Origin of the sequence: Arthrobacter sp. zg.Y820, assembly GCF_030125555.1 — a bacterium.
Lineage (GTDB): Bacteria > Actinomycetota > Actinomycetes > Actinomycetales > Micrococcaceae > Arthrobacter_B.
The window spans coordinates 1-21551 of sequence record NZ_JASKLX010000016.1 but is presented as its reverse complement, the minus strand read 5'-3'; the positions used below and the strand labels follow the sequence as shown (position 1 = coordinate 21551).

Sequence of the window (21551 nt, the reverse complement as noted above, 5' to 3'; positions counted from 1 at the left end):
CCCCGGATTCAGCAGTTGACGAAAGGCCTCCATGCCCACGGCGCTACAACCGGTGCAAGCGCCGTCCGGTGACCCCGGCGAGCAGTTTGCCGTAGTAGCCGTCCGGGTCCACGATTGCCGGGCCTCCACTGACTCCGTCCTGCGCGCGGCAGGCCTGACGCCGCTGCATGTCAATAACGAGTCGGACGCCGTTCAGGCGATCTCAGAGCAAGACGTCATGCTGGCCGTCGTCGACTCGGTGATGCTCGCCGCTGCCCGGCCCGACCAGCTCCGCCGGCTCCGGCAGGAACCGGCCGTGGCCGAACTGCCGGTCATTCTGTTGTCCGGTGACGGCAACCTGGATATCGAAGGCATGGTGCAACTCGGCATCACGGAATTTGTGGTGGGCCGGGTGCAGGAAACCGATTTGGCCGCCCGGGTGGCCCTGGTCCTCGCCGGGAGCCAGGCCACCCGCCGCCGCAAAATCGCTGCTGCGCGGCTGCGGGACGATACCCGGGCAATCTCGGCGGCTTTGCGCAGCACCAATGATCCGGAACAGATGGCCGCGCTGGTGGTGCGGGGGCTCGGGGAGACCTTTGCTGCCTGCCAGGTCCGAATGGACACGTTTCCCGATGAGCGCGTCCCTGAGCTGTCGGCGTCCTGGAGCCGGAAGCCCTCGGGGAAGGGCCTTCCCCGGATTCCAATGCCGGAGGCGGCGGATCTTTGTGCCTCTCTTTGGGACCAAGAGACGGTGCTTCGGGTTGAAGACCACCTCATCCTCAATGAACCTGACGGCAAGGTTCTCTCGGCAACCATCCCGGCAGAGCTGCGGACGTCGGTTTTGGCCCCGCTGGCCCACGGCGACAAGGTGCTGGGCTATATCTGGATCGCCGGTACCGCCCCGCGGCACTGGAGCCGGACAGAGCTGTCACTCATTCAGCACGTCTGCGGAAACCTTGCCCACGGCCTGGTGCAGGGGCATCTCATCACCGCCCAGCGCGAGGTGCTGTCCCGGTTGCGGGAACTGGACCAGGCCAAGACCGATTTTGTGGCCACCGTGAACCATGAGCTGCGGACCCCGCTGACCTCGATCACCGGCTATCTTGAGCTGATCTTGGACGGTTCCGCCGGGGAGGTTCCTCCGCACATGGTGCAGATGCTGGAAATTGTGGGGCGCAACGCCGCGCGCCTGAACCAGCTCATTTCCGACCTGCTCACCATTTCCCGCAGCGATGCCCATGCCAGTCTTGCAGTGGAGGAAATCGATCTGGCCGGTCTCCTGGAATCGGTGGCGGCGGCGCTGGCACCGGCTGCCGCAGCGAATGACATTACCCTGCAGCTGGGGCCGGTGGCGGCACCGCTCCTGGTCGACGGAGAAGAGGCGCAGCTGGAACAGGTCTTCACGAACCTGCTCTCCAACGCCGTGAAGTTCACGCGCCCGGGCGGAACGGTGGATGTCCTGAGCGATGTCATCAGCACGGATTCCGGCCCCCAGATCCGGGTCAAGGTGGTGGACAGCGGCATCGGAATCCCCGAGGGCGACATTCCCAAGCTGTTCCGGCGGTTCTTCCGTGCTTCCAATGCCACGGCTGCCGCAATTCCCGGCACCGGTCTCGGCCTGGCCATTGTGCAGGACATCGTCCACCAGCACGGCGGGGAGCTGGCCATCGATTCGGCGGTGGGCCGGGGCACCACGGTCACCGTGCAGGTTCCGGCGCGGCGCTGATCGTTTCGCTGCCCCAGCTGCGGTCAGACCGAAATCCGCTCCGGGAACGCGTAGCAGTTCAGCGACGTCCCGCGGCTGAAGCCCACCAGCGTCATCCCGGCATCCTGTGCCAGCTCCACCGACAACGACGACGGCGCGCTGACGGCCGCCAGCATCGGGATGCCGGCAAGCTGGGCCTTCTGCACCAATTCAAAGGACGCCCGGCCGGAGACCTGGAGGACGGTTCCCCGCAGCGGCAGCCTGCCCGCGCGCAGGGCCCAGCCCACCACTTTGTCCACCGCATTGTGGCGTCCCACGTCTTCGCGCAGGCACAGCAACTCGCCCTCGGCGCTGAACAGCCCGGCGGCATGAACCCCGCCGGTGCGGTCGAAGACCTTCTGCTGCTGCCGCAGCTGGTCCGGCAGTGCCGCCAGTACCGGGAGCGGAACCCGCACGTCGTCGTCGCCCAGCGAGAAGTGGGAGGACTTGCGCACCGCATCGATGGACGCCGTCCCGCAGATGCCGCAGGAACTGGACGTGTAGACATGGCGCTCCATAGCCGTGTCCGGGAGTGCGGTGCCCGGTCGCAGCTGCACATCCACCACGTTGAAGGTCTGCTGTCCGGACTCGTCGACGCCGGCACAGTAGCGCAGGCTGATCAGCTGTCCGGGCTCCCAGATGATGCCTTCCGAGACCAGGAACCCGGCGACAAGGTCAAAGTCATCGCCGGGCGTCCTCATCGTGACGGTAAAGGAACGACCCTCGACCCGGATCTCCAGCGGCTCCTCGCCGGCCAGTATGTCTTCGCGCTTGGTAACTGTTCCGTCCGTCCGGAATTTCGTGATCGATCCGCGCCGGGTAACCCGTCCCATTCCGTCTCCTTAAAAACTCCGTCTCCGTGAGACACGGTGCCCCTTCACCCAGTGCGGCTGGGCTGGAGCAGCGCCTCATCCGAGCCTAGCCGACACCGGCCCGGACGGGCACTCAGTGAGCCGGGGGCTCGTGCACCGTCCAGGGCAGCGGCAGTGCGGTAATCGCTTCATCCTTGGTGCATCCGGATTCCGGGATGACCATGATGGCATCGGCGTCGGCAATTCCGCGCAGCATTCCCGACCGGAAATACTGCGAGGGCAGCGCCCGCCCGTTCTCGATCCGGCAGGGCACCAGACGGGTGCGTCCGGGCAGCGGTTCAATATCCACGCCCACCAGGACGTGGCGCTCCGGCGACAGCGGCGCTCCCCGGAGCCCGTCCAAAAGCGGTGAGAGGACGGTGAAGACAGCCATCATGGCCGCCAGCGGATTGCCGGGCAGAGCCACAAGTAGCCGGCCGTCGGGAAGACGGGCCAGCATGGTTGGGTGCCCGGGACGCATCGCGACGCCGTTGATCAGCATTTCCGCGTCCATGTCCTCCAGCGCCTGGCGCAGGTGGTCGGCCTCGGAGCGGCCGGTGCCGCCGGTGGTGATGAGGACATCCCCCGAGGACATGGCGATGGAGGTCTCGTCGGAAGCATCAGTGCTCAGGGCCGCCACCACGTCCTCATAGCGGTCGGACAGGCGGCGGACCACGTCCATGCGGCCGCCGAGCATGGTCACCAGCTGCGGAAGCTGCGGGCCGAAGGTGTCCCGCACCTGGCCGGACTCCGGCAGCCCGTATTCGATGACTTCGTCGCCGGTCAGCAGAAGCGACACCCGGGGTGCGCGGAGCACCGGCAGGGTATCGTGCCCGCACACTGCGGCAAGCGCGATGTGTGCCGGGTTCAGCCGGGTGCCGCGCCGGATCGTGACTTCGCCTGCGGCTGCTTCCTCTCCCGCGGGCCGGATGTGTTCGCCGGACCGGGGTTCTTCCCCGCGGGCATCGTCGCTGAGGGCGAGCACCGGGTTGACGCCGCCGGTGAGCACGCCGCTTTCGGAGCGCAGCACGCTGTGGGCGCCCAGCGGGATCATGCCGCCCGTCAGGATGGCAACGGCCTGGCCCGGCTGCAGCGGGCGGCGTCCGGACTCCTTGTGGATCTGCCACCGCTCCGTTTTCGGCTCCTGATGCGACACCAGCTGCCACGGCGGCGGACCGGAGACGGCCCAGCCGTCCATCGCCGACGACGCATAATGCGGAATGGGCTGCAAGGCGGTTACGTCCTCGGCGAGGACCTGGCCCAGGGCCTCGGCCAGGGGCACAGTTTCATAGGGCAGCGGGCGGCCCGCTGAGAATGCCAAGCTGCGCGCCTGCTCCCAGGGCGCGTTGGGCTGAAGCGGGAGTATTACGGGGGTGGAATTGTCAGTTGTCATTGGAGTCTCCGGTTTCACCGTAGTTTTTGCATTCACGGGCAGCCGCGCGCATCGCTGCGCCCATGGCGACGTCGTCGTCCGCCTGTCCGCTGCCTGCCGCCAGCCCTGCAGCAAATCCGGCCACAAACGTGGTCAGGGGTGCGGCGGGCCGGACCACCGAGTGAGCCGCGTCTGAGGCCAGCTGCAACACTGCGCCGATATCCACGGCGGTTCCCTCCAGCTCCAAGGCGGTCAGCAGCCTGCCGCACCACGCTTCGAGTTGTTCTTCCTGGCTTGCCATTTACTGCTCCTCTGCTGGCGTTCGCTCGGACGCTGCGGACGCTTCCACGTTACCGGCGCGCCCGGTTCCCACCGACCAGCGCCGGGCATCCTCCCACGTATCAATATCCGCCGTGCTGTGGGCGGGCACCGCAACGCCCCTCCATTGCACCTTAGCAAGGAGCCTCCTCATCGAGAGGTTTTCCAAGCCGCCAGGCCTGTCGGGCTGGTGCACCGCAGCTCCCAGGTGAGCGGTCCGGTACAGGGCCGCCAGCGGCTGCGCCCTGCCGGTTTCATCAAGCGCCAGCAGCGATTCATACCGGTCCACGCGTCCCGGCGCAACCTCCGCTTCGGTGCTCCGGGCGGCGGCCAGGAGCGCCGCGACGGCCCGGGAGATGAACGGCATGTCGCAGGCCAGGACCAGCGTCCAGCCCGGTTGCAGGTGCCCTGCGTGACTGTCCCGTTCCGCCAGCGCTGTCCAGGCAGCCGCCAGGGCTGCCGCCGGCCCGGAGAACGGCGGATCTTCCCGGACCAGCAGCGCGGCACCATGTCCGGACTCCTCCACGACTGCGGACAAGGACGGCGGACCGGCAACGGCGCAGGCGCACGCCCCCGCCGCAGCGTCCAGTGCGGCCGCCAGCAGCGTCCGGCCGGAGGCCTGCAGCAGTGCCTTTGGTGTTCCGTCCAGCCGCGAGGACCGCCCGCCGGCCAAGATAACGGCGTTGAAGCGCGGACGGTCACCGGTGCGGGAAAGGTCCTCCGAGCTGGAAAGCTCTTTCGAGCGGGGAGAATTGTTGCAGCGGGAAGAGCCGCCGCGCGGCAGGGGCATCACGCGGCGGTGCCGGCGTCAAGGAACTCGTCCCACTGCGGTGCCGGGCGTTCGAGTTCACGGATTTGCCAGCGCGCTCCGCGCGGCGGCTGGGGAAGGAAGCGCAGCTGCCAGCCCAGCTGGTTCAGGGTCCGGTCCCCCTTGGCGTTGTTGCAGCGCAGGCAGCACGCGACCATGTTCTCCCAGCTGTCGCCCCCTCCGCGGGACTTGGGCAGGACGTGATCGACTGTCGAAGCGGCCTTGCCGCAGTAGGCGCACTGATGTCCGTCGCGGCGCAGTACGCCCCGCCGGGTGGCTGACGTGCCTTCCCGATACGGAATCTTCACGTATCGATGCAGCAGGATGACCGACGGGCGGGGAAGGATCTCGGTGGGGCCCACCACGGGATCGCCGCTTTCCGCGACAACACTGGCCTTCCCGGACAGCACCAGTACCAGTGCCCGGCGGAAGGTCACCACGGCCAGCGGCTCGTAGCCGGCATTCAGGACGAGAGTGCGCATGCACATTCCTCTTCGCATGCCCGTCGGCGGTGCCAGCCCGTCGGCGGAGGACGGTACTTCGGATGATCTATGGAAAAGAGTATGCCCCGATCCGGATCTTGGCCATTTTTCTGCGGCGGCGAGGAGTCAAAGCGGCGGCACTCAGTTAAAGGCACTCAGTTAATAAAGGCACTCGGTTAAAAGAGTCAAGGGCCCTTCCCGCGGGAAGAGCCCTTGATCACCGGTCAGAACCGGCGGAAATGCAGTGGTGCGGTCCTAGCCGACCCGGATGTAAACTCCGCCGGAGCCCAGCTCGGCCGGCGCAACAACGGTGGAACCACCGTTGTATCCGCCGTGGATGGCCTGGCCGTTGCCAATGTAGACAGCAATGTGAGCCATGCCCATGCCGCCGTCGGCGTAGTAGATCAGGTCGCCGGCAACGGCCTGCGAAGCGCTGACGGTGCTGCCCAGTGACAGGTAGCCGGCGGGCCAGTCGTGGAAGCTGATGCCTGCTGCAGCCAGCGAATTGGTTACCAGCATGGTGCAGTCCTGCGAGACGCCCAGCTGTGCGTAGGCGGCCGCTGCGATAATCGCTGCGGTGCCCGACGACGCAGCAGGGGCTTCCTGCCGGGCGGGAGCAGCCACAGCCGGAGCAGCCGCACCCGCGGCCGGCACGGCTGCGAGTGCTTCACCCGGCTGGGCTGCGAGTGCTTCACCCGGCTGGGCTGCGAGTGCTTCACCTGGCGCGGCTGCGTCCAGCGTTGCCGCCGGCCGGGCCTGAACGGCAACCTGGGCCTGCGGCGCAGGCTCGGGGGCCACGATGACGCCGGCCACTGCCGGTCGGTCAAAGTTCACCGTTGCGGTTTCCGGAACTGTCAGCGGAGCAGCCGAGGACAGGTCCAGGGTGCTGGTCTGGACGTTGCGGACCAGGTCTGATCCGGAAGCGTTGGCGGCGACGCCGGTGCTCAGGACAAGTCCCGAGGCGGCGACGACGACAGCTGCCTGGCGTCCGACAGTTCCCGCGTTGGCGGTCATTGCCTGGGCCAGTGCGGTCAGCGGTGCGGTACGTGCCACCGGCGCCCGGTGGCGGGCGCGCTCAGTTGTCGATGTCATGCGGCTGCGATCTCCGTTAGGTGACAACTGGGCTTAGCTGACGCGGACGAAGCTTGCGCCGCCGAGGTAGGACAGCGGGTGCAGCACGGTGTTCATGCCGTCGAAGCCGCCGCTGATGACCTGGCCGTTGCCGACGTAGATCGCTACGTGGCCGGAAGTGATGACGAGGTCACCGGGCTGGGGAGAGCCGACAACCGAGCCGTAGGCGTAGAACTGTGCCGGTGCAAGGTCTCCCACGGACTTACCGATGGAACGAAGCGCCTTCTCAACCATGGCGGTGCAGTCCTGCGCAACGCCGATCTGGCTGTAGGCGGAGGCCACGAGGGCCGCGCCTGCTCCGCTGGAGGCGACGGGGGCCGGAGCCGGCGTCGCTGCTGCGGGGGCGGCCGGGCCGGCGGAAGGTGCCGCAGCGGGGGCTGCGGCTGCCGGGGCTGCGGCTGCAGAGGCTGCGACTGCCGGGGCTGCGTAGGCCTTGGTGCTCACGGCGGCCTGCTGGGCCTGAAGGGCGGCAGCCTGCTTTGCCTGCGCTGCTGCCTGCTCCTGTGCAACAACTGCGGCGGCGGCGGCGGCTTCGTCTGCTGCAACCTGCGCGCGGTAGTCGGCTCCGGAAACCGAGGAAACGGATTCCAGCGTTGCCAGTTCAAACGGCGCCTGCGCGGAAACCGAAACGGCTCCGGTGGAGGTCACGACGCTCAGCGGCGTGGCTTCCAGTGCCTGGCGATCGGTGTTGGCGGCTGCCTGGGCGGGAAGGCCCGCGGCCAGTACGAGGCCGGAAGCGGCGACGACGACTGCGGCCTGGCGGCCAATGGTTCCAGCGTTGGAGGTAACGGCCCGGGATAGTGCTGAAATTGGGCTCGTCTGGGTGGTGGCCGCGCGACGACGGCCATGAGCTACTGATGACACAAGTTTGCCTCTCCCAATGCCTACGAGGTGAGCTGTCGGATTCGGATGGGAGTCACCCGGTTGCTGGACCGCCAGGCCCGTGCAACTTAACCCCTAGGGTTTCTTGCGAAACCCGAATGTGGTTCCCCCGCCTCTGCCATGCGATGTTGCGAACGGATCTCAAACAGTGGCAGAGCTCGGCGATCTGTTCGAGAGTGCCCGATCTTTGGCCGATCGGGCACGAGGAAGAGCGTACAACAACATTTGACCAATGTCACGTTCCGGTCACGGAATGGTTTACCTGCGGTTACAGCCAGCCCAACGGGTCCACTACGTCGCCGTTAACCATGACCTCAAAGTGCAGGTGGCAGCCGGTGGACGCGCCCGTGGTGCCGCTGGCACCCACCAGGTCTCCGCGCTCCACCGTGGCGCCAACGCCAACCGCAAGGTTGGACATGTGGTTGTAGGTGGTCTCCACGCCGTTGCCGTGGTCCACGACGACGCGGTTTCCGCCGCCGCCGCCGTGCCAGCCGGCAAAGGTCACCGTTCCGGAGGCAGCGGCCGTAACATCGGTGCCGCAGGCCGCGGCGAAGTCCTGGCCGCGGTGCAGTTCGCCGGCGCTGCCGGTGATGGGGCTGACCCGGTAGCCGAACCCTGAGGTCTGAACCAGATCCGAGGCCAGCGGTGTGGCCAGGGTCCCCTTGGCGGCGCCCGCGGCAACTTCACTGCCCGCAGCCACGACGACCTGGCGCAGCTTCGCATCCGGATCGGACTTGCTGGTCAGCGCGGCGCGTTCGAACTCAACTGTTGCATTGGGGTCAGCGGAAACCACCACTGCTTCCTCAACGGCTGCGGTCTGCATCTCTTCGACCGGCTCAGGGACCGCTGCGGTAGTGGGGAGGGCGACGGTAAGGATCAGGCCCGACGTCGCGGCGGTGATGGCAACTTTCTGGGCTGCACCACCGAAGGAGCTGGGTTTTGTTTCGGCCCGGCGGCGGCCCGATGGTTGGCCGTTCCGTGGGCGCGGGGCCGTAACCGGAGCGGACGCGCGGCGCCTGCCCGGGGCAGCATGCTTCGACAAGGTATACCTCTCTCATATGCCTGCGAAGTTAGCTGTCGGATTCGAGTAGAGAATACTCGGCCCCCACTCACCACAGGCCGCGGCGTACGCGGCGGTGTGCTGATGCTGGAGGCTTCACCCCAAGGCAGCTGTGGCTGCCAGTTGATGGGTCCTCCGCCCCTGCCTGAACGGTATGCAATTCCGGGCCAGTGGCAGGGTTCGGCGTAAGGCCCGGATAACGGTGTTATTTCAACGTCAGTTAGTCACTATAGGGGAAGCCCGACAAAAGAGACCATTCCGTTATCCTGCTGTGGACACAAAGACGTGCGCGGCCACCTCTGGAGGCAGTTCCAGGGCACCTTCGATGCCGGGAACGCGCACGGAGATGTAACCCGCCACGACCTCCGCCGTCAGCTCGGCGCCGGGGCGCAATCCGGCCTCGTCCAGCTGGGTCAGCAGTTCCGGCTCCACCTGCACCGGCTCCGCCAAGCGGACCAGCTTCAGCTTGGTTCCGGGATCGGCGGCAGCCACGGCCGCCACGAGGTTGGTGACTCCGTGGTGAAAGAGTTCAGCAGGCACGCCGCCGATCTGTTCGAGCCCGGGAATCGGGTTGCCGTACGGCGACTCGCTGGGGCGGCCCAGGAGCTCATAGAGGCGGCGCTCAACCCGCTCGCTCATGACATGCTCCCAGCGGCAGGCTTCGTCATGGACGTAGGCCCAGTCCAGGCCAATCACGTCCGACAGCAGCCGTTCGGCCAGCCGGTGCTTGCGCATCACCTCGGTGGCACGCCGGCGGCCCAGCTCGGTGAGCTCCAGGTGCCGGTTTCCCGAGACCACCACGAGCCCGTCCCGTTCCATGCGGCCGATGGTCTGGGACACCGTCGGGCCGGAATGCCGCAGCCGTTCGGCGATCCGCGCCCGGAGAGCGACAATGTTCTCTTCCTCGAGCTCCAGGATGGTGCGCAGATACATCTCGGTAGTGTCGATGAGGTCCGTCATGGCAGGCCGCTCCTATTACTCGTGCGGAAGATTACTCGTGCGAAAGGTTCAGGAGAACAACGGCGGACGCCCCCGCCCGTGGTCATTATTGCCCCTTACGTTAGCTTATTTGTACAGAGTGCAGATAATTCCGCGAGTCGCCGCACTCCCGCTGCCGGCGGTAACGAATGGCTGGGAGCCGGGGCGGTGGGGCAGAATGGAAAAGCACATCAGAGCACCCTGCCTACCGCTTGGAGCGATACCCATGGGCGAAACCGCCGCACTCAAGATTCCCGCTGAACTCCTTCCCCTGGACGGGCGGTTCGGTGCCGGCCCCTCGAAGGTGCGTCCGGAGCAAATTGAGGCCCTGTCCCGCGCCGGTGCCAACCTGCTGGGCACCTCGCACCGGCAGGCTCCCGTGCGGAACCTCGTCAGCAGCATCCGTGAAGGACTCTCCGGCCTGTTTGGCGCCCCGAACGGGTATGAAGTAGTTCTCGGTGTCGGCGGGTCCACGGCATTCTGGGACGTTGCATCCTTCGGCCTGGTGGAAAACAAGGCCCAGCACCTGTCCTTTGGCGAGTTCGGGTCCAAATTCGCAGCCGCCACCAACAAGGCGCCCTTCCTGGCCGGCTCCTCCATCATTAAGGCAGAGCCCGGTACGCGGCCCGAGCCGGTGGCCGAAGCGGGCGTGGATGTGTACGCCTGGCCCCAGAACGAGACCTCCACCGGTGTCGCCGCCCCGGTGCATCGCGTGCAGGGGGCCGACGACGGCTCCCTGGTCCTGATCGATGCCACCTCTGCCGCGGGCGGCCTGCACGTGGACCTGGCCGAATCCGACGTCTACTACTTTGCGCCGCAAAAGAACTTTGCCTCCGACGGCGGTCTGTGGCTGGGCATGTTCTCCCCCGCGGCGCTGGAACGGGCCGCACGGATCAATTCCACGGACCGCTGGATCCCGGACTTCCTGAACCTGCAGACAGCCATCGACAACTCACGGCTGAACCAGACGTACAACACGCCGTCGTTGTCCACGCTGGTGACCCTCAACGCACAGATTGAATGGCTGAACGCGAACGGCGGCCTGAAGTTCGCCACCGACCGCACCGCCGATTCGGCGGGCAGGATCTACTCCTGGGCGCAGGCCTCACCTGTGGCCACACCGTTCGTGGCCCGCCCCGAGGACCGGTCGAACGTCATCGCCACCATCGATTTTGACGACAGCATAGATGCCGCAGCCATCGCCAAGACGCTGCGCGCCAACGGCATCGTGGACGTGGAACCGTACCGCAAGCTCGGCCGCAATCAGCTGCGCATCGCCACCTTCGTGGCCATCGAACCGGATGACGTCAGCGCACTGCTGAAGTGCATTGACTTCGTGATCGAGAATTCGTAGCTCAAAGACATCCCGGCCTAAGAACTCCAGGCCCAAGAACTTCCGGCCCAGATGAAAGGCCGGCCGCTTCCGCGGCCGGCCTTTTGCTTGCCCGAACCGGCACCGCGGTTCAGCAGGGCAGGACACTGCACCGTGTCAACTACACCGTGTCCGGGTCAGGATCCGTTTCACGAGTGGTCAGATGCAGCCGGCGGGGCCGCGTGCGGTCATAGGAAATGCGCAAGTGATGTGACCGCCAGGCCCAAATAAAGCCCAGCAGCGCCGCGATCAGGCCCGAAGCCGCAGCGACCCCCAAGCTCCAGCGCGGGCCAAAGCTGTTGGACACCCAGCCCACCAGCGGGGCACCGAGGGGCGTGCCGCCCATGAAGATGGCGAAGTACAGCGCCATGACTCGTCCGCGCATCACCGGTTCGGTGGTTGTCTGGACATAGGCGTTGGCACTGGTCATCAGCGTCAGGGCAAAAAGACCCACCGGAATCAGGGAGAGCGCAAACCACAGCAGCGTGGGAGCTGCGGCGGCAAGCAGGCAGGCCAGCCCGAACGCTCCGGCCGCTCCGAAGATAAACCGCAGCCGGGGTTTGTCCCTCCGTGCCGAGAGCAGCGCCCCGGACACGGATCCGATGGCCATCACTGAGTTCAGCAGCCCGAAGACTCCGGCGTCCTGCCCAAACTCGGTGCGGGCCATGGCCGCGATGTAGACCGCGAAGTTCAGTCCGAAGGTGCCGACAATGAAAATGGCCAGCAGCACCATCATCAGGTCGGGGCGGTAGCGGACATACCGCAGCCCAGCCCTGATGCGGCCCTTCCCCGGAGGCGACTTGGGCAGGACCCGCAGTTCGCTGCTGCGCATCTTGAGCAGCGCCAGGACCATCGCCGCAAAGGTCAGGGTATTGATGAGGAAGACCCAGCCCGGCCCCACGGCGACCGTGAGCAGGCCGGCCACAGCCGGACCAACCATGCGTGCACCGTTAAAGGAGGCGCTGTTCAGTGCGACGGCGTTGGGCAGGTCAGTTTCTTCGACGACTTCCGAGACGAAACTCTGCCGTGCCGGTGCATCCACTGCCGAGACCACGCCCAGTGCCAGGGCAAAGGCGTAGACATGCCACAGCTGGGCGGCCCCGGAGAGCACCAGCACCCCCAGCCCCAGGCCCAGTGCGGCCATGGCCACCTGGGTGAAGAGCAGTACCTTTCGCCGGTTGTAGGTGTCGGCGATCAGCCCGGCCCACGGTGCCAGCAACAGCTGCGGGCCGAGCTGCAGCGCCATGACGATGCCCATGGCGGCCGCATCCTGCTCCGTGAGGATGTCGTAAACCAGCCAGTCCTGGGCGGTCCGCTGCATCCAGGTGCCGATGTTCGACACCAAGGCGCCCAGAAACCAGATGCGGTAGTTAAAGAGCCGAAGCGAACGGAACACCGTTCACCACCGGCCTAAGGAATTGTGGATGACGCCTGCCCCCGGACCCACTGGACTAGTAGTCCTCCCGGGTTCCTGCCTTGTCGCGGCCGGCAGGGGGTTCCGCACCGCCGTCGTCATTCGTGTCGTCATTCCCGGAATGATTGTCCGGTGCGCCGTCGTTCCCGGAATGATTGTCCCCGGCTTCAGCGAGCGCAGCGGCGCGCTCCTGCGCCTGGGCAGCTTCCTCCGCCGCGACGTCTTCCGGGCGCAGCCGGTCCGACCACGGCACCCATTCCGGGGCCAGGACCGCGTTTTCCGACGGCAACAGCCCGACTTCGCAGACCGTGGCCACCTTGCCGCGCGGCACGCGCGCTACCGTGGCGTACCACTGCCAGCCGTTGTACCCCGGACGCAGCGCCTCGAAACGGTGCGTGACCAGGCGTTCGGCGTCGGGGAAGGCCCCCGCGTAGGTGCCGATCTGCTCAGCCGGAACCACTTCCAGGAGCCCGGCCCGGGCCGTCTCGACTGCAGCGGCCAGCAGGGCATCAGGTTTGGACGGACGGCGCACAGCGCGCCTGGGTGCCTTCGCCGGAGCTGATTCAGCCTGCTCAGCCGAGGAGGCTGGTTCATTCCGGGAGGTTTGCTCAGTAACAGCTTCAGAGGATGATGTTGCGCTCATGGTCATGCAGCGGCTCCGCCTTATACGTCCAGATCATCGGCAACGGCGCGCAGAACGGCCGCAACCTTGGTGGCATGCTTCTTGTCGGGGTAACGGCCCTTGCGCAGGCCGTTCGAGACTGCATCCAACAGTTTAATAAGGTCTTCAGTAATAACAGCCATGTCGTCGGCGCTCTTGCGCGTGGCCCGAGCCACCGACGGCGGGGCCTCCAGGATGCGGGCCGAAAGCGCCTGCGGTCCCCGGCGGCCGTCGGCTACGCCGAACTCCATTCGGGTACCCGGCTTCACCTCGGTCACACCGGGCGGAAGGGCCGAGGCATGAAGGAAAACTTCCTGTCCCTCGTCCGTGGCCAGGAACCCAAAACCTTTACCAGTGTCGAACCACTTGACCTTGCCGATGGGCACTTCGGTTACCTCGTTCTTAGCTAATGAGTGCGGCAGCAGAAACTGCCGCAGTGTTCCGCAACCCGCAGTGCCAGCCGTGTGCCGGAGTCCACGGCCCGGTACTCCCAGAGGTACTGGGTTCGTCCAGATGCTGTTCTTCCAGATACTACGGGAGAGATACTACGGGGAAGTCTGTTTCCTTTAGAATATCCCGCCCGGGTATTCGTTCCCGGTGCCGGGCCTTTGGACCGGCTCATTTCCGCTGTTAGCGTTAAGCGCCATGGACACCAGCACACCTTCCCCCGGACGGGCACCGCACCGAACTGCACCGGAAGGGCCGCGGTGGCGCCGGATCCTGACCGGAGCGGCGGCCCTGATCGCGGTGGCGGGATTGCTCTGCCTCTGTGCCGTCCTGCTCTCGGGACTGCGCGGAGAGAGCGTCTGGCCGGGCTTCGCCGCTGGCGCCTTTTACGGCCTCCCCGTCGCATTCCTCCTAATGGCAGGCCTGGTAATTGATGGAATCCGCCGCAGGCGACGCGGCTGATCCGTCCATTTTGCTGCCGCGTCGGGTAACGTGGAGACGATGTCCGCGATCCGAGCTTTAGCCGAAGATCTAGCTGCACGCAGCGATGACCAGCTGCGTGAATTGCTTGCGGCCAGACCGGATCTGATCCTGCCCCCGGTTCCCGATTTTCAGGCCCTCGCCGCCCGTGCCTCCACCCGGATCAGTGTCCAGCGGGCGCTGGAAAAACTGACGTCTCCGGAGCTGCAGGTTCTCGAGGCCGTCGACCTGACCACCAACGAGGACTCCCACCTCAGCACCACCGCTTCATGGCTGAAAAGCGCCATCGCCGGTTCGACCATCAAGTCGCTGGATTCCATCCTGAATCACCTGCATGCCCTGGCACTGCTGCGCCGTGCCACACCCCATCCCGGCGCACCCAAGGCCGACGCCGGCCGCCGGTTCTATCTGCCCGTCGCGGTCCTCGGCGAAGCGCTGGGCGCGTATCCGGCGGGCCTGGGCCGCCCGTATTCCACCCTGGCAGTGCAGCATCCGGAATTCGGCCAGCGTCTGGTCGGAATCGTGGAGGGACTGCGCCGGAGCGGCATCGCGATGGAGCGGGCCGACACCCCCATCACCGCTGCACACTCCCTGCACCATCTGGTGTCGGACCCGGCCGGCTGGGCAACGCTGATGGCCGACGCCCCGGCTCAGACCCTGGACCTGCTGCGGCGCTTCAAGTACTCCCCCGTCGGCGCCATCCCGAAAAAGGCCGCCATGGGCCGTGCCGTGCTGGACAACCCCTCTCCCACCCCGGTGGAGTGGCTAATGGCCCGCGGCCTGCTGGTTCCCTTGGATGCACTGCACGTCGAACTTCCCCGTCCGGTGGGGCAGGCGTCCCGCGGCCATGTCATCGTCTCCGATTTCAAGCTCCAACCACCGGCTCCGGTGACCCGCCGGGTCGCGGACAACGTCCGTGACAACGCCGCCTTCGGCGCAGTGGCGGAAACCCTCCGCCTGGTCACTGAGCTCGTGGCGGTCGCGAAGTCCACCCCCGTCGGCACCCTCCGTTCAGGCGGCGTCGGGGTGCGGGAAGTGCGCCGCGTTTCGGAGGCCCTTCGCATCGACGCCCCCGCCACCGCATGGCTGCTCGAACTTGCCGCCCTGGCCGGGCTGCTGTCCCTGGATGTCACGACGTCGCGGTGGTGCGCCACGGAAGGCAGCTGGCTGACCTCGGACCGGCAGGACCAGTGGAAGCAACTGGTCTCAGCCTGGCTGGATGCAGATCGTGCCCCCTCGCTGGTCGGCAGCCCGCTCCCCGGCGGCGGAGCGATCAATGCCCTGGCCGCTGAGGCGTCCCGGCCGGACGCTCCCCTGGTGCGGCAGCGGGCCCTGGAAATGCTCGCCCAGCTGGCCGACGACGACGTCCGTGAGGAAGGCACTACCGGTGCCCTCGACGCCGAGGCACTGGTCAGCGCCCTGACCTGGCACCAGCCGCGGCTTCAGCGGCGGTTCGCGCGTTTGGTGCCGGGAATCCTAAAGGAAGCAGCCCAGCTGGGTCTGCTGGGTTCCGGGGCCCTGACCGATCTGGGGGCCGCGGTGGCCCGCAGTGACTGGGACGGCGCGCTGGAGCGTCTGCGCGATGCTCTTCCGGAACCGCTGAACGCGTTCCTGCTGCAGGCGGACCTGACTGCGGTGGCCCCCGGCTATCTGGAACCCGGCGTCGCGCGCCGGTTGGCGTCCATCTCCGACGCCGAGGGCCAGGGGCCGGCCGCGATCTACCGGTTCTCAGCTGATTCCATCCGCAGGGCTCTGGACGCCGGGCAGGACGCCGCCGGAATCTTGGATTTCCTGCGCCGGCATTCCGCCACGGAGGTTCCCCAGCCGCTGAAGTATCTGGTGGAGGACACTGCTTCCCGCTACGGACGCCTGCGGGTGGGCGCCGCGGCGTCCTACCTGCGCAGCGACGATGAAGACGGCCTCACCGGGCTGCTTGCAGACCCGCGCACTGCTTCCCTGGGCCTGGTGCGGCTGTCGGCCACCGTCGTCGGGTCGGTCGCCAGCGCCCAGGAACTCTCCTACACCCTGCGCGAGCTCGGCTATGCACCGGCGCTGGAGGGGCGTGCCCGGCCGGTGGCCGGGTCCCACGCGCATCCCCCGGTGACTGTGGCACCGACGTCGAAAACCCGGCTCAACCCCTGGGAACTGACCGACGACGACGTCGCGAACCAGCTGGCAGCCCTCCGCGGCGAGGGGCCGCCGGTGGCCGGCCGCAGTGAAAGCGAGCCGCTCGTCGGCCTGGAGATCCTGCGCGAGGCCATCCGGACCCGAAGCTCGGTCCGGATGGGCGTGGTGGACGGCCAGGGGAATCAGCGGCAGGAAATCTTTGTTCCTTTATCAGTCACCGACGGCCGGGTGCGGGTCTTTGACCCCCGCCGGGACGTAGAGAGAGTGGTGTCGGTGCACCGAATCATGGATGTGGAAATAGTGGAGGATACCCCGGCGCATGGCTGACGGACCGTTGATTGTCCAGAGTGACAAAACCATTCTGCTGGAAGTGGACCATCCCCAGGCGACCGAGGCCCGGCATGCCATCGCGGCCTTTGCCGAGCTGGAGCGCGCCCCGGAACATATCCACAGCTACCGGCTGACCCCGCTGGGATTGTGGAACGCCCGGGCCGCAGGGCTCGACGCCGAGCAGGTTCTGAACACGCTGCTGAGCTACTCCCGTTTCCCGGTGCCGCACTCGCTGCTGGTGGACATCGAGGAAACGATGTCCCGGTACGGGCGGCTGCGCCTGGAAAAGGATCCGCTGCACGGCCTGGTGCTGCGCACCACCGACTATCCGGTGCTGGAGGAAGTCCTGCACGCCAAGAAGATCCAGCCGCTGCTGGGCCCGCGGATCGACGGCGAAACCGTGGTGGTGCAGTCCTCGATGCGGGGCCAGCTCAAGCAGCTGCTGCTCAAGCTGGGCTGGCCGGCTGAGGATCTGGCGGGCTACGTGGACGGCGCTCCGCATCCCATCCTGCTTAACGAGGACGGGTGGGCGCTGCGCCCTTATCAGAAGCTGGCCACTGAGAACTTCTGGGCCGGCGGTTCCGGCGTCGTCGTCCTGCCCTGCGGTGCGGGCAAGACCCTGGTCGGTGCCGCCGCCATGGCCACCAGCTGCACGACCACCCTGATCCTGGTCACCAACACCGTTTCCGCCCGGCAGTGGAAGGATGAGCTGCTCAAGCGCACCTCCCTGACCGAGGACGAAATCGGCGAGTACTCCGGCGCGGTCAAGGAAGTCCGTCCGGTCACCATCGCCACCTACCAGGTGCTGACGCTCAAGCGCGGCGGGCTGTATCCGCACATGGAACTGCTGGATGCGAACGACTGGGGCCTGATCATCTACGACGAGGTGCACCTGCTGCCCGCGCCGATCTTCCGGATGACCGCAGATCTGCAGGCGCGCCGCCGGCTCGGCCTGACCGCCACCCTGGTGCGGGAGGACGGCCGCGAGGGCGAGGTCTTTTCGCTGATCGGTCCCAAGCGCTACGACGCACCGTGGAAGGACATCGAGGCACAGGGTTACATCGCGCCGGCCGAGTGCGTCGAGGTCCGGGTGGACCTGCCCCGGGACGAGCGGGTGGCCTACGCCATGGCCGAGGACGGCGACAAGTACCGGCTGTGCTCCACCTCCGAGACCAAGTCCGCCGTCGTCGAACAGTTGGTGCGCCGGCACGCCGGGGAGCAGACGCTGGTGATCGGCCAGTACCTGGACCAGCTGGACGAGCTGGCCGAACGGCTGGACGCCCCGGTGATCAAGGGCGACACCCCGGTCAAGGAACGCCAGCGGCTGTTCAACGAATTCCGTGAGGGGCGCCTGAACACGCTGGTGGTGTCCAAGGTCGCGAACTTCTCCATCGACCTGCCCGAGGCCTCGGTGGCGGTGCAGGTCTCCGGCTCCTTCGGCTCCCGGCAGGAAGAGGCCCAGCGGCTCGGGCGGCTGCTGCGGCCCAAGGCCGACGGCAAGTCAGCCCACTTCTACACCGTCGTGGCCCGGGACACCCTGGACCAGGACTTCGCGGCGAAGCGCCAGCGGTTCCTCGCGGAACAGGGCTACGCCTATTCCATCCTGGACGCCTCGGATATCGAAAAGCCCGTCTAGCGCTCCGGACGCAGCTTCAATTCCTCCGGCGCGGCACCATCCCGGCACTGGAGTCGGCAGTATCGTGGGGCTCCTGCGCGGAGATCCGCAGCGCAGGATGCCCAGCGACGCTGTAAAGGAGTTCTGAGATTCTCAATGGCAAGTGAGATTTTGGTCTGGCTGGGAATTTATGCGTTGGCGGCAGCCATGCTGGTCCCTGGTATCGCTGCCTACCGGGGCATCTGGCGCCGGTGGGCCCCGCAGCAGCAGCCCTACGAACTGGGTAACCACTCCTACTTCGGCTTCACCATGTTTTATGGCGGGCTGCTGATTGCGATCGGCATGACGGGAACCATATTCACCGTGCTGGGGGCACCTCAATTCGTCAGCGACACCCTCCTCCTGGCGGGAGCGCTGGTGCTGATGCTGGTTGTAGCCTCGGTGATCCATCTGCCGCGGGTTCTCTTGCCGTCCTGGTACTGCCAGTGGGTGGACGCCGGGGCCCGCGAGGACGATGTGCTGCTCGCCGGCAGCAATCCCTATACCTGGGTGTTTCGCAGTCGTGCCGGAAGGCAGGACACGAAACGCGCCGCTCCTGCGCCCGACGGTTCCGCAAACCGGCAAACCGGACCGGTTCACTGGACACTTTCAGTATCCATCGTGCGTCCCTACAGACAACGCACAGCTAAATGTAAGAAACTGGGGAAGTGAATAAATCATCCGGACCTGAAGCTCGTCTCCTCGTAGTGGATGATGAGCCCAATATTCGCGAACTGCTGTCCACCTCGCTACGCTTCGCCGGCTTCGACGTCGTCGCCGCAGCCAACGGCCGCGAGGCCCTGGCCGCCGTCGACGCCCACACCCCGGACCTCGCTGTCCTGGACGTGATGCTGCCGGACATGGACGGATTCACCCTGACCCGGCGGCTGCGCGCGGCCGGCCAGCACTTCCCGGTGGTCTTCCTGACCGCGCGCGACGACACAGAGGACAAGGTCACCGGCCTGACCGTGGGCGGCGACGACTACGTCACCAAGCCGTTCAGCCTCGACGAAGTGGTGGCCCGAATCCGCGCCGTGCTGCGGCGCACCCAGCCGATGGACGACGACGACGCCGTCCTCCGCGTGGATGACCTCGAGCTCGACGACGACGCCCACGAGGTGCGCCGCGGCGGCGTCACCGTTGACCTCTCCCCCACCGAGTTCAAGCTGCTGCGCTATCTGATGCTCAATCCCAACCGGGTGCTGTCCAAGGCCCAGATCCTGGACCACGTCTGGGAATACGACTTCAACGGCGATGCCTCCATCGTGGAGTCCTACATTTCGTACCTGCGCCGCAAGATCGACCGCAGTCCGGATGCTCCGGCTTTGATTCAGACCAAGCGCGGCGTTGGCTACCTGCTGCGCACGTCGGAGAAGCGCTAAGCCTTGCTCCGCCGCTGGAAATCGGCCTCGCTGCGATCCCAGCTCGTGGCCATCATGGCCGTCCTCATGGTTGTCACCGTAACCATTACCGGGCTGGCCACGATTTACGTGCTGCGGCAGATCCTGGTGACCCGTCTGGACGTCGAGATTGCCGAAAATGCGCCGGCCGTCTCGCGCTACCTCGTGTCGAACGGACCGCCGACCGATACCTCGCTGTTCCAGTTCTACGGCCTGTACCTGGCCGATGACGGCAGCTACGGGCCGGAAACGCATTCCGATCCCGGCGTGGACACCCCGGTAGTCCCGCACTACACCGCAGAAGAGGTGCGGAAACTGGACCAGCAGGGCAAAACCGTCGCCGGCACAATGCCGGGCAGCAAGGGCTGGCGGGTAAAGGTGTTCGCCCTGGAAAATTCAGGCGCGGTGGCAGTGGCCCTGCCGCTGGACTCCGTTGCTGCGACAGTGGACGAGGCCGCCTCACTGGTCTTCTCAGTGGGGCTGCTCGGTACCCTGGGCGCCACGGGCATTGCCTATTGGGCCGTCACACGCCAGTTCCGGCCGCTGAGCCAGGTGGAGAAAACCGCGGCAGCCATTGCCGCCGGTGACCTCTCCCGGCGCGTCGACCTTGGCAATCCCGCTACTGAAATCGGCCGGCTGTCCCGGTCGCTGAATGCCATGCTGGCCCACATCGAAACCGCTTTTGCCGCCCGGACCAAATCGGAGCAGAAAATGCGCCGCTTCGTTCAGGACGCCTCCCACGAGCTGCGCACACCGCTGGTGACCATCCGCGGATTCTCGGAGCTGTACCGCCACGGAGCACTGCAAAAACCCGAAGAGATTTCCGCCGCCATGGGCCGCATCGAGAGCGAAGCCAAACGGATGGGCCAGCTCGTCGAAGACCTGCTCACCCTGGCGCGGGTGGATGAACAGCGGCCGCTGGAATACGAGCCGGTTGACCTGATGCTGCTGGGCAATGATGCCGCAATGGACGCCCGCGCCAGCTCTCCCGGACGGGAGATCCGGGTCGTCGGGCTGGACGGCCAGCAGCCCCGGCCGGCACCCACCGTCGGTGATGAGGCCCGGCTGCGGCAGGTCGTGGCGAACCTGATCACCAATGCCCTGCGCTACACGCCCGACGGGTCCCCCATCGAGATTGCCGTGGGAGTGGCCCCCGTCATCCACAACCGCTCAGACGCGGTTCTGGAGGTGCGGGACCATGGCCCCGGCATCTCGGAGGAAGACGCCGCGCGCGTCTTTGAACGCTTCTACCGCGCTGACTCCTCCCGCTACCGAGAAACCGGGGGCACCGGCCTTGGCCTCGCCATCGTCGCGGCGCTGGTGGCTCAGCACGACGGCACTGTCCGCCTCTCGGACACCGAAGGCGGCGGCGCCACGATGTCCATCCGGCTGCCCTACCGGGCCCCGGAAGATTTCGACGCCGACCGGAGCACCTAGCCGGGGAAGTCTTCCCGGCGGTCTTGCCGCACGGTCCCGTCCTCCTCCACAGCTCTGCGGTGCTCCTCCATCTCTCTCATGTGCTCCTCCACAGCTCCTGTCCTCCACAGCTTTCGTCCTCCACAGGGCTGCTCAGGAGCCGTTTTCGCCGACGTTGTCCACGGCCTGCGGCTCCGAGGCCGAAAGTGCCGCCCCCTGGCCTAGCGTCGAAGGCTCAATGACCTTTCGAAGGGAGCTAGAACAATGGCAATAGTCTCAGTGGACAGCGAGGCCCTGGATGCAAAAAGCGCCGAGGTCCGAGGCACGATCGATCGGTTGCAGTCGGATATCAACCGGATGCAGTCCGGGCTGCAGTCACTCAGCGAGTCATGGCAGGGGCAGGCCTCGGCGAACTTCCAGTCGCTGGTCGCGGAATGGCGCAGCACGCAGGCCAAGGTGGAGGAATCCCTGACTAACATCAATCAAGCACTGGGCTATGCCTCGGTGCAGTACGCCGAAACTGAGGCCGCCAACGTCGCATTGTTCCGCCACTGAACCGCGGCCAAGGCGCGCGGGCAGAACACGAACTGGACGCCGCAGGCAGAAGATAGCAGGCAGCCGGCAGCACACGGAACGCAAGAGGCG

The 21551-nt window shown here is 66.6% G+C and carries 21 protein-coding genes and 2 riboswitches; of the genes, 9 read left to right on the top strand and 12 right to left on the bottom strand.

Annotation, left to right across the window (positions count from 1 at the left end; translation table 11 throughout):
* Positions 1-31 precede the first annotated feature (31 nt).
* Positions 32-1705 (top strand): sensor histidine kinase, encoded by a 1674-nt coding sequence (locus tag QNN99_RS16440; RefSeq protein ID WP_229968110.1) that lies wholly within the window; start codon positions 32-34, stop codon positions 1703-1705.
* A gap of 23 nt (positions 1706-1728) precedes the next feature.
* Here the strand turns inward: QNN99_RS16440 and fdhD are convergent, their stop codons facing one another.
* From fdhD to QNN99_RS16395, 9 genes are all read right to left on the bottom strand, one after another.
* On the bottom strand, positions 1729-2556 hold the full coding sequence (gene fdhD / locus QNN99_RS16435; protein ID WP_229968108.1) for a formate dehydrogenase accessory sulfurtransferase FdhD: 828 nt from the start codon (positions 2554-2556) through the stop codon (positions 1729-1731).
* A 112-nt stretch (positions 2557-2668) separates the two neighbouring features.
* Positions 2669-3967 carry a molybdopterin molybdotransferase MoeA gene (locus tag QNN99_RS16430; protein ID WP_229968106.1) on the bottom strand — a complete coding sequence of 433 codons (1299 nt, stop codon included), beginning with the start codon at positions 3965-3967 and terminating at the stop codon, positions 2669-2671.
* Complete coding sequence (locus QNN99_RS16425; RefSeq protein ID WP_229968104.1) at positions 3957-4247, bottom strand: DUF6457 domain-containing protein; 291 nt, start codon at positions 4245-4247, stop codon at positions 3957-3959. Before QNN99_RS16425 ends, QNN99_RS16430 begins: the two co-directional genes overlap by 11 nt.
* Positions 4248-5054, bottom strand: coding sequence for a molybdenum cofactor guanylyltransferase (mobA, locus tag QNN99_RS16420; RefSeq protein WP_229968102.1), 807 nt, complete (start codon positions 5052-5054; stop codon positions 4248-4250).
* Entirely contained in the window at positions 5054-5554 is a 501-nt protein-coding gene (locus QNN99_RS16415; protein ID WP_229968100.1) for an HNH endonuclease, read from the bottom strand. The genes mobA and QNN99_RS16415 overlap by 1 nt, the downstream gene beginning before the upstream one ends.
* Positions 5555-5809: 255 nt before the next feature.
* Positions 5810-6646: an NlpC/P60 family protein gene (locus tag QNN99_RS16410; RefSeq protein ID WP_229968098.1), complete on the bottom strand. Its 837-nt coding sequence runs from the start codon at positions 6644-6646 to the stop codon at positions 5810-5812.
* A 33-nt stretch (positions 6647-6679) separates the two neighbouring features.
* Complete coding sequence (locus tag QNN99_RS16405) at positions 6680-7549, bottom strand: NlpC/P60 family protein (protein WP_229968096.1); 870 nt, start codon at positions 7547-7549, stop codon at positions 6680-6682.
* A 3-nt stretch (positions 7550-7552) separates the two neighbouring features.
* A riboswitch (cyclic di-AMP (ydaO/yuaA leader) is annotated at positions 7553-7715 on the bottom strand.
* A 120-nt stretch (positions 7716-7835) separates the two neighbouring features.
* On the bottom strand, positions 7836-8609 hold the full coding sequence (locus tag QNN99_RS16400; protein WP_229968094.1) for a M23 family metallopeptidase: 774 nt from the start codon (positions 8607-8609) through the stop codon (positions 7836-7838).
* 2 nt (positions 8610-8611) lie between these two features.
* A riboswitch (cyclic di-AMP (ydaO/yuaA leader) is annotated at positions 8612-8823 on the bottom strand.
* Positions 8824-8888: 65 nt separating this feature from the next.
* Positions 8889-9587 carry an iron-dependent transcriptional repressor DtxR gene (locus QNN99_RS16395; protein WP_229968092.1) on the bottom strand — a complete coding sequence of 233 codons (699 nt, stop codon included), beginning with the start codon at positions 9585-9587 and terminating at the stop codon, positions 8889-8891.
* A 244-nt stretch (positions 9588-9831) separates the two neighbouring features.
* On the opposite strand from QNN99_RS16395, the gene serC reads away from it, so the two are divergent.
* Complete coding sequence (gene serC / locus QNN99_RS16390; RefSeq protein ID WP_229968090.1) at positions 9832-10959, top strand: phosphoserine transaminase; 1128 nt, start codon at positions 9832-9834, stop codon at positions 10957-10959.
* A gap of 139 nt (positions 10960-11098) precedes the next feature.
* Here serC and QNN99_RS16385 read toward each other — a convergent pair whose 3' ends face one another.
* The 3 genes from QNN99_RS16385 to QNN99_RS16375 form a co-directional block, all read right to left on the bottom strand.
* Positions 11099-12373, bottom strand: coding sequence for an MFS transporter (locus QNN99_RS16385; RefSeq protein WP_229968088.1), 1275 nt, complete (start codon positions 12371-12373; stop codon positions 11099-11101).
* A gap of 55 nt (positions 12374-12428) precedes the next feature.
* Positions 12429-12923 (bottom strand): DUF3027 domain-containing protein, encoded by a 495-nt coding sequence (locus QNN99_RS16380; protein WP_229968086.1) that lies wholly within the window; start codon positions 12921-12923, stop codon positions 12429-12431.
* 131 nt (positions 12924-13054) lie between these two features.
* Positions 13055-13438, bottom strand: coding sequence for a cold-shock protein (locus tag QNN99_RS16375; RefSeq protein WP_229968084.1), 384 nt, complete (start codon positions 13436-13438; stop codon positions 13055-13057).
* A 259-nt stretch (positions 13439-13697) separates the two neighbouring features.
* Here QNN99_RS16375 and QNN99_RS16370 point away from each other — a divergent pair, with 259 nt between their 5' ends.
* From QNN99_RS16370 to QNN99_RS16340, 7 genes are all read left to right on the top strand, one after another.
* Positions 13698-13961, top strand: a complete 264-nt coding sequence (locus QNN99_RS16370) for a hypothetical protein (protein WP_229968081.1) — start codon at positions 13698-13700, stop codon at positions 13959-13961.
* 39 nt (positions 13962-14000) lie between these two features.
* Positions 14001-16433 (top strand): helicase-associated domain-containing protein, encoded by a 2433-nt coding sequence (locus QNN99_RS16365; protein ID WP_229968079.1) that lies wholly within the window; start codon positions 14001-14003, stop codon positions 16431-16433.
* Positions 16426-18072 carry a DNA repair helicase XPB gene (locus tag QNN99_RS16360; protein WP_229968077.1) on the top strand — a complete coding sequence of 549 codons (1647 nt, stop codon included), beginning with the start codon at positions 16426-16428 and terminating at the stop codon, positions 18070-18072. The genes QNN99_RS16365 and QNN99_RS16360 overlap by 8 nt, the downstream gene beginning before the upstream one ends.
* A gap of 135 nt (positions 18073-18207) precedes the next feature.
* The gene (locus tag QNN99_RS16355; protein WP_229968075.1) at positions 18208-18762 is read left to right on the top strand and encodes a hypothetical protein; all 555 of its coding nucleotides are present in this window, start codon (positions 18208-18210) and stop codon (positions 18760-18762) included.
* Entirely contained in the window at positions 18759-19472 is a 714-nt protein-coding gene (locus QNN99_RS16350) for a response regulator transcription factor (RefSeq protein WP_229968073.1), read from the top strand. The genes QNN99_RS16355 and QNN99_RS16350 overlap by 4 nt, the downstream gene beginning before the upstream one ends.
* Before the next feature lie 3 nt (positions 19473-19475).
* Positions 19476-20927, top strand: coding sequence for a sensor histidine kinase (locus QNN99_RS16345; protein ID WP_229968072.1), 1452 nt, complete (start codon positions 19476-19478; stop codon positions 20925-20927).
* Between the two features lie 243 nt (positions 20928-21170).
* Positions 21171-21461 (top strand): WXG100 family type VII secretion target, encoded by a 291-nt coding sequence (locus tag QNN99_RS16340; protein WP_229968070.1) that lies wholly within the window; start codon positions 21171-21173, stop codon positions 21459-21461.
* Positions 21462-21551 lie beyond the last annotated feature (90 nt).

Excerpts from the sequence above, each read along its gene's own strand:
- mobA (WP_229968102.1), bottom strand. The coding sequence starts at position 5,054 with ATGCCCCTGCCGCGCGGCGGCTCTTCCCGCTGCAACAATTCTCCCCGC.
- serC (WP_229968090.1), top strand. The coding sequence starts at position 9,832 with ATGGGCGAAACCGCCGCACTCAAGATTCCCGCTGAACTCCTTCCCCTG.
- QNN99_RS16415 (WP_229968100.1), bottom strand. The coding sequence starts at position 5,554 with ATGCGCACTCTCGTCCTGAATGCCGGCTACGAGCCGCTGGCCGTGGTG.
- QNN99_RS16430 (WP_229968106.1), bottom strand. The coding sequence starts at position 3,967 with ATGACAACTGACAATTCCACCCCCGTAATACTCCCGCTTCAGCCCAAC.
- QNN99_RS16425 (WP_229968104.1), bottom strand. The coding sequence starts at position 4,247 with ATGGCAAGCCAGGAAGAACAACTCGAAGCGTGGTGCGGCAGGCTGCTG.
- QNN99_RS16340 (WP_229968070.1), top strand. The coding sequence starts at position 21,171 with ATGGCAATAGTCTCAGTGGACAGCGAGGCCCTGGATGCAAAAAGCGCC.
- fdhD (WP_229968108.1), bottom strand. The coding sequence starts at position 2,556 with ATGGGACGGGTTACCCGGCGCGGATCGATCACGAAATTCCGGACGGAC.
- QNN99_RS16395 (WP_229968092.1), bottom strand. The coding sequence starts at position 9,587 with ATGACGGACCTCATCGACACTACCGAGATGTATCTGCGCACCATCCTG.
- QNN99_RS16365 (WP_229968079.1), top strand. The coding sequence starts at position 14,001 with ATGTCCGCGATCCGAGCTTTAGCCGAAGATCTAGCTGCACGCAGCGAT.
- QNN99_RS16370 (WP_229968081.1), top strand. The coding sequence starts at position 13,698 with ATGGACACCAGCACACCTTCCCCCGGACGGGCACCGCACCGAACTGCA.
- QNN99_RS16360 (WP_229968077.1), top strand. The coding sequence starts at position 16,426 with ATGGCTGACGGACCGTTGATTGTCCAGAGTGACAAAACCATTCTGCTG.
- QNN99_RS16440 (WP_229968110.1), top strand. The coding sequence starts at position 32 with ATGCCCACGGCGCTACAACCGGTGCAAGCGCCGTCCGGTGACCCCGGC.
- QNN99_RS16410 (WP_229968098.1), bottom strand. The coding sequence starts at position 6,646 with ATGACATCGACAACTGAGCGCGCCCGCCACCGGGCGCCGGTGGCACGT.
- QNN99_RS16355 (WP_229968075.1), top strand. The coding sequence starts at position 18,208 with ATGGCAAGTGAGATTTTGGTCTGGCTGGGAATTTATGCGTTGGCGGCA.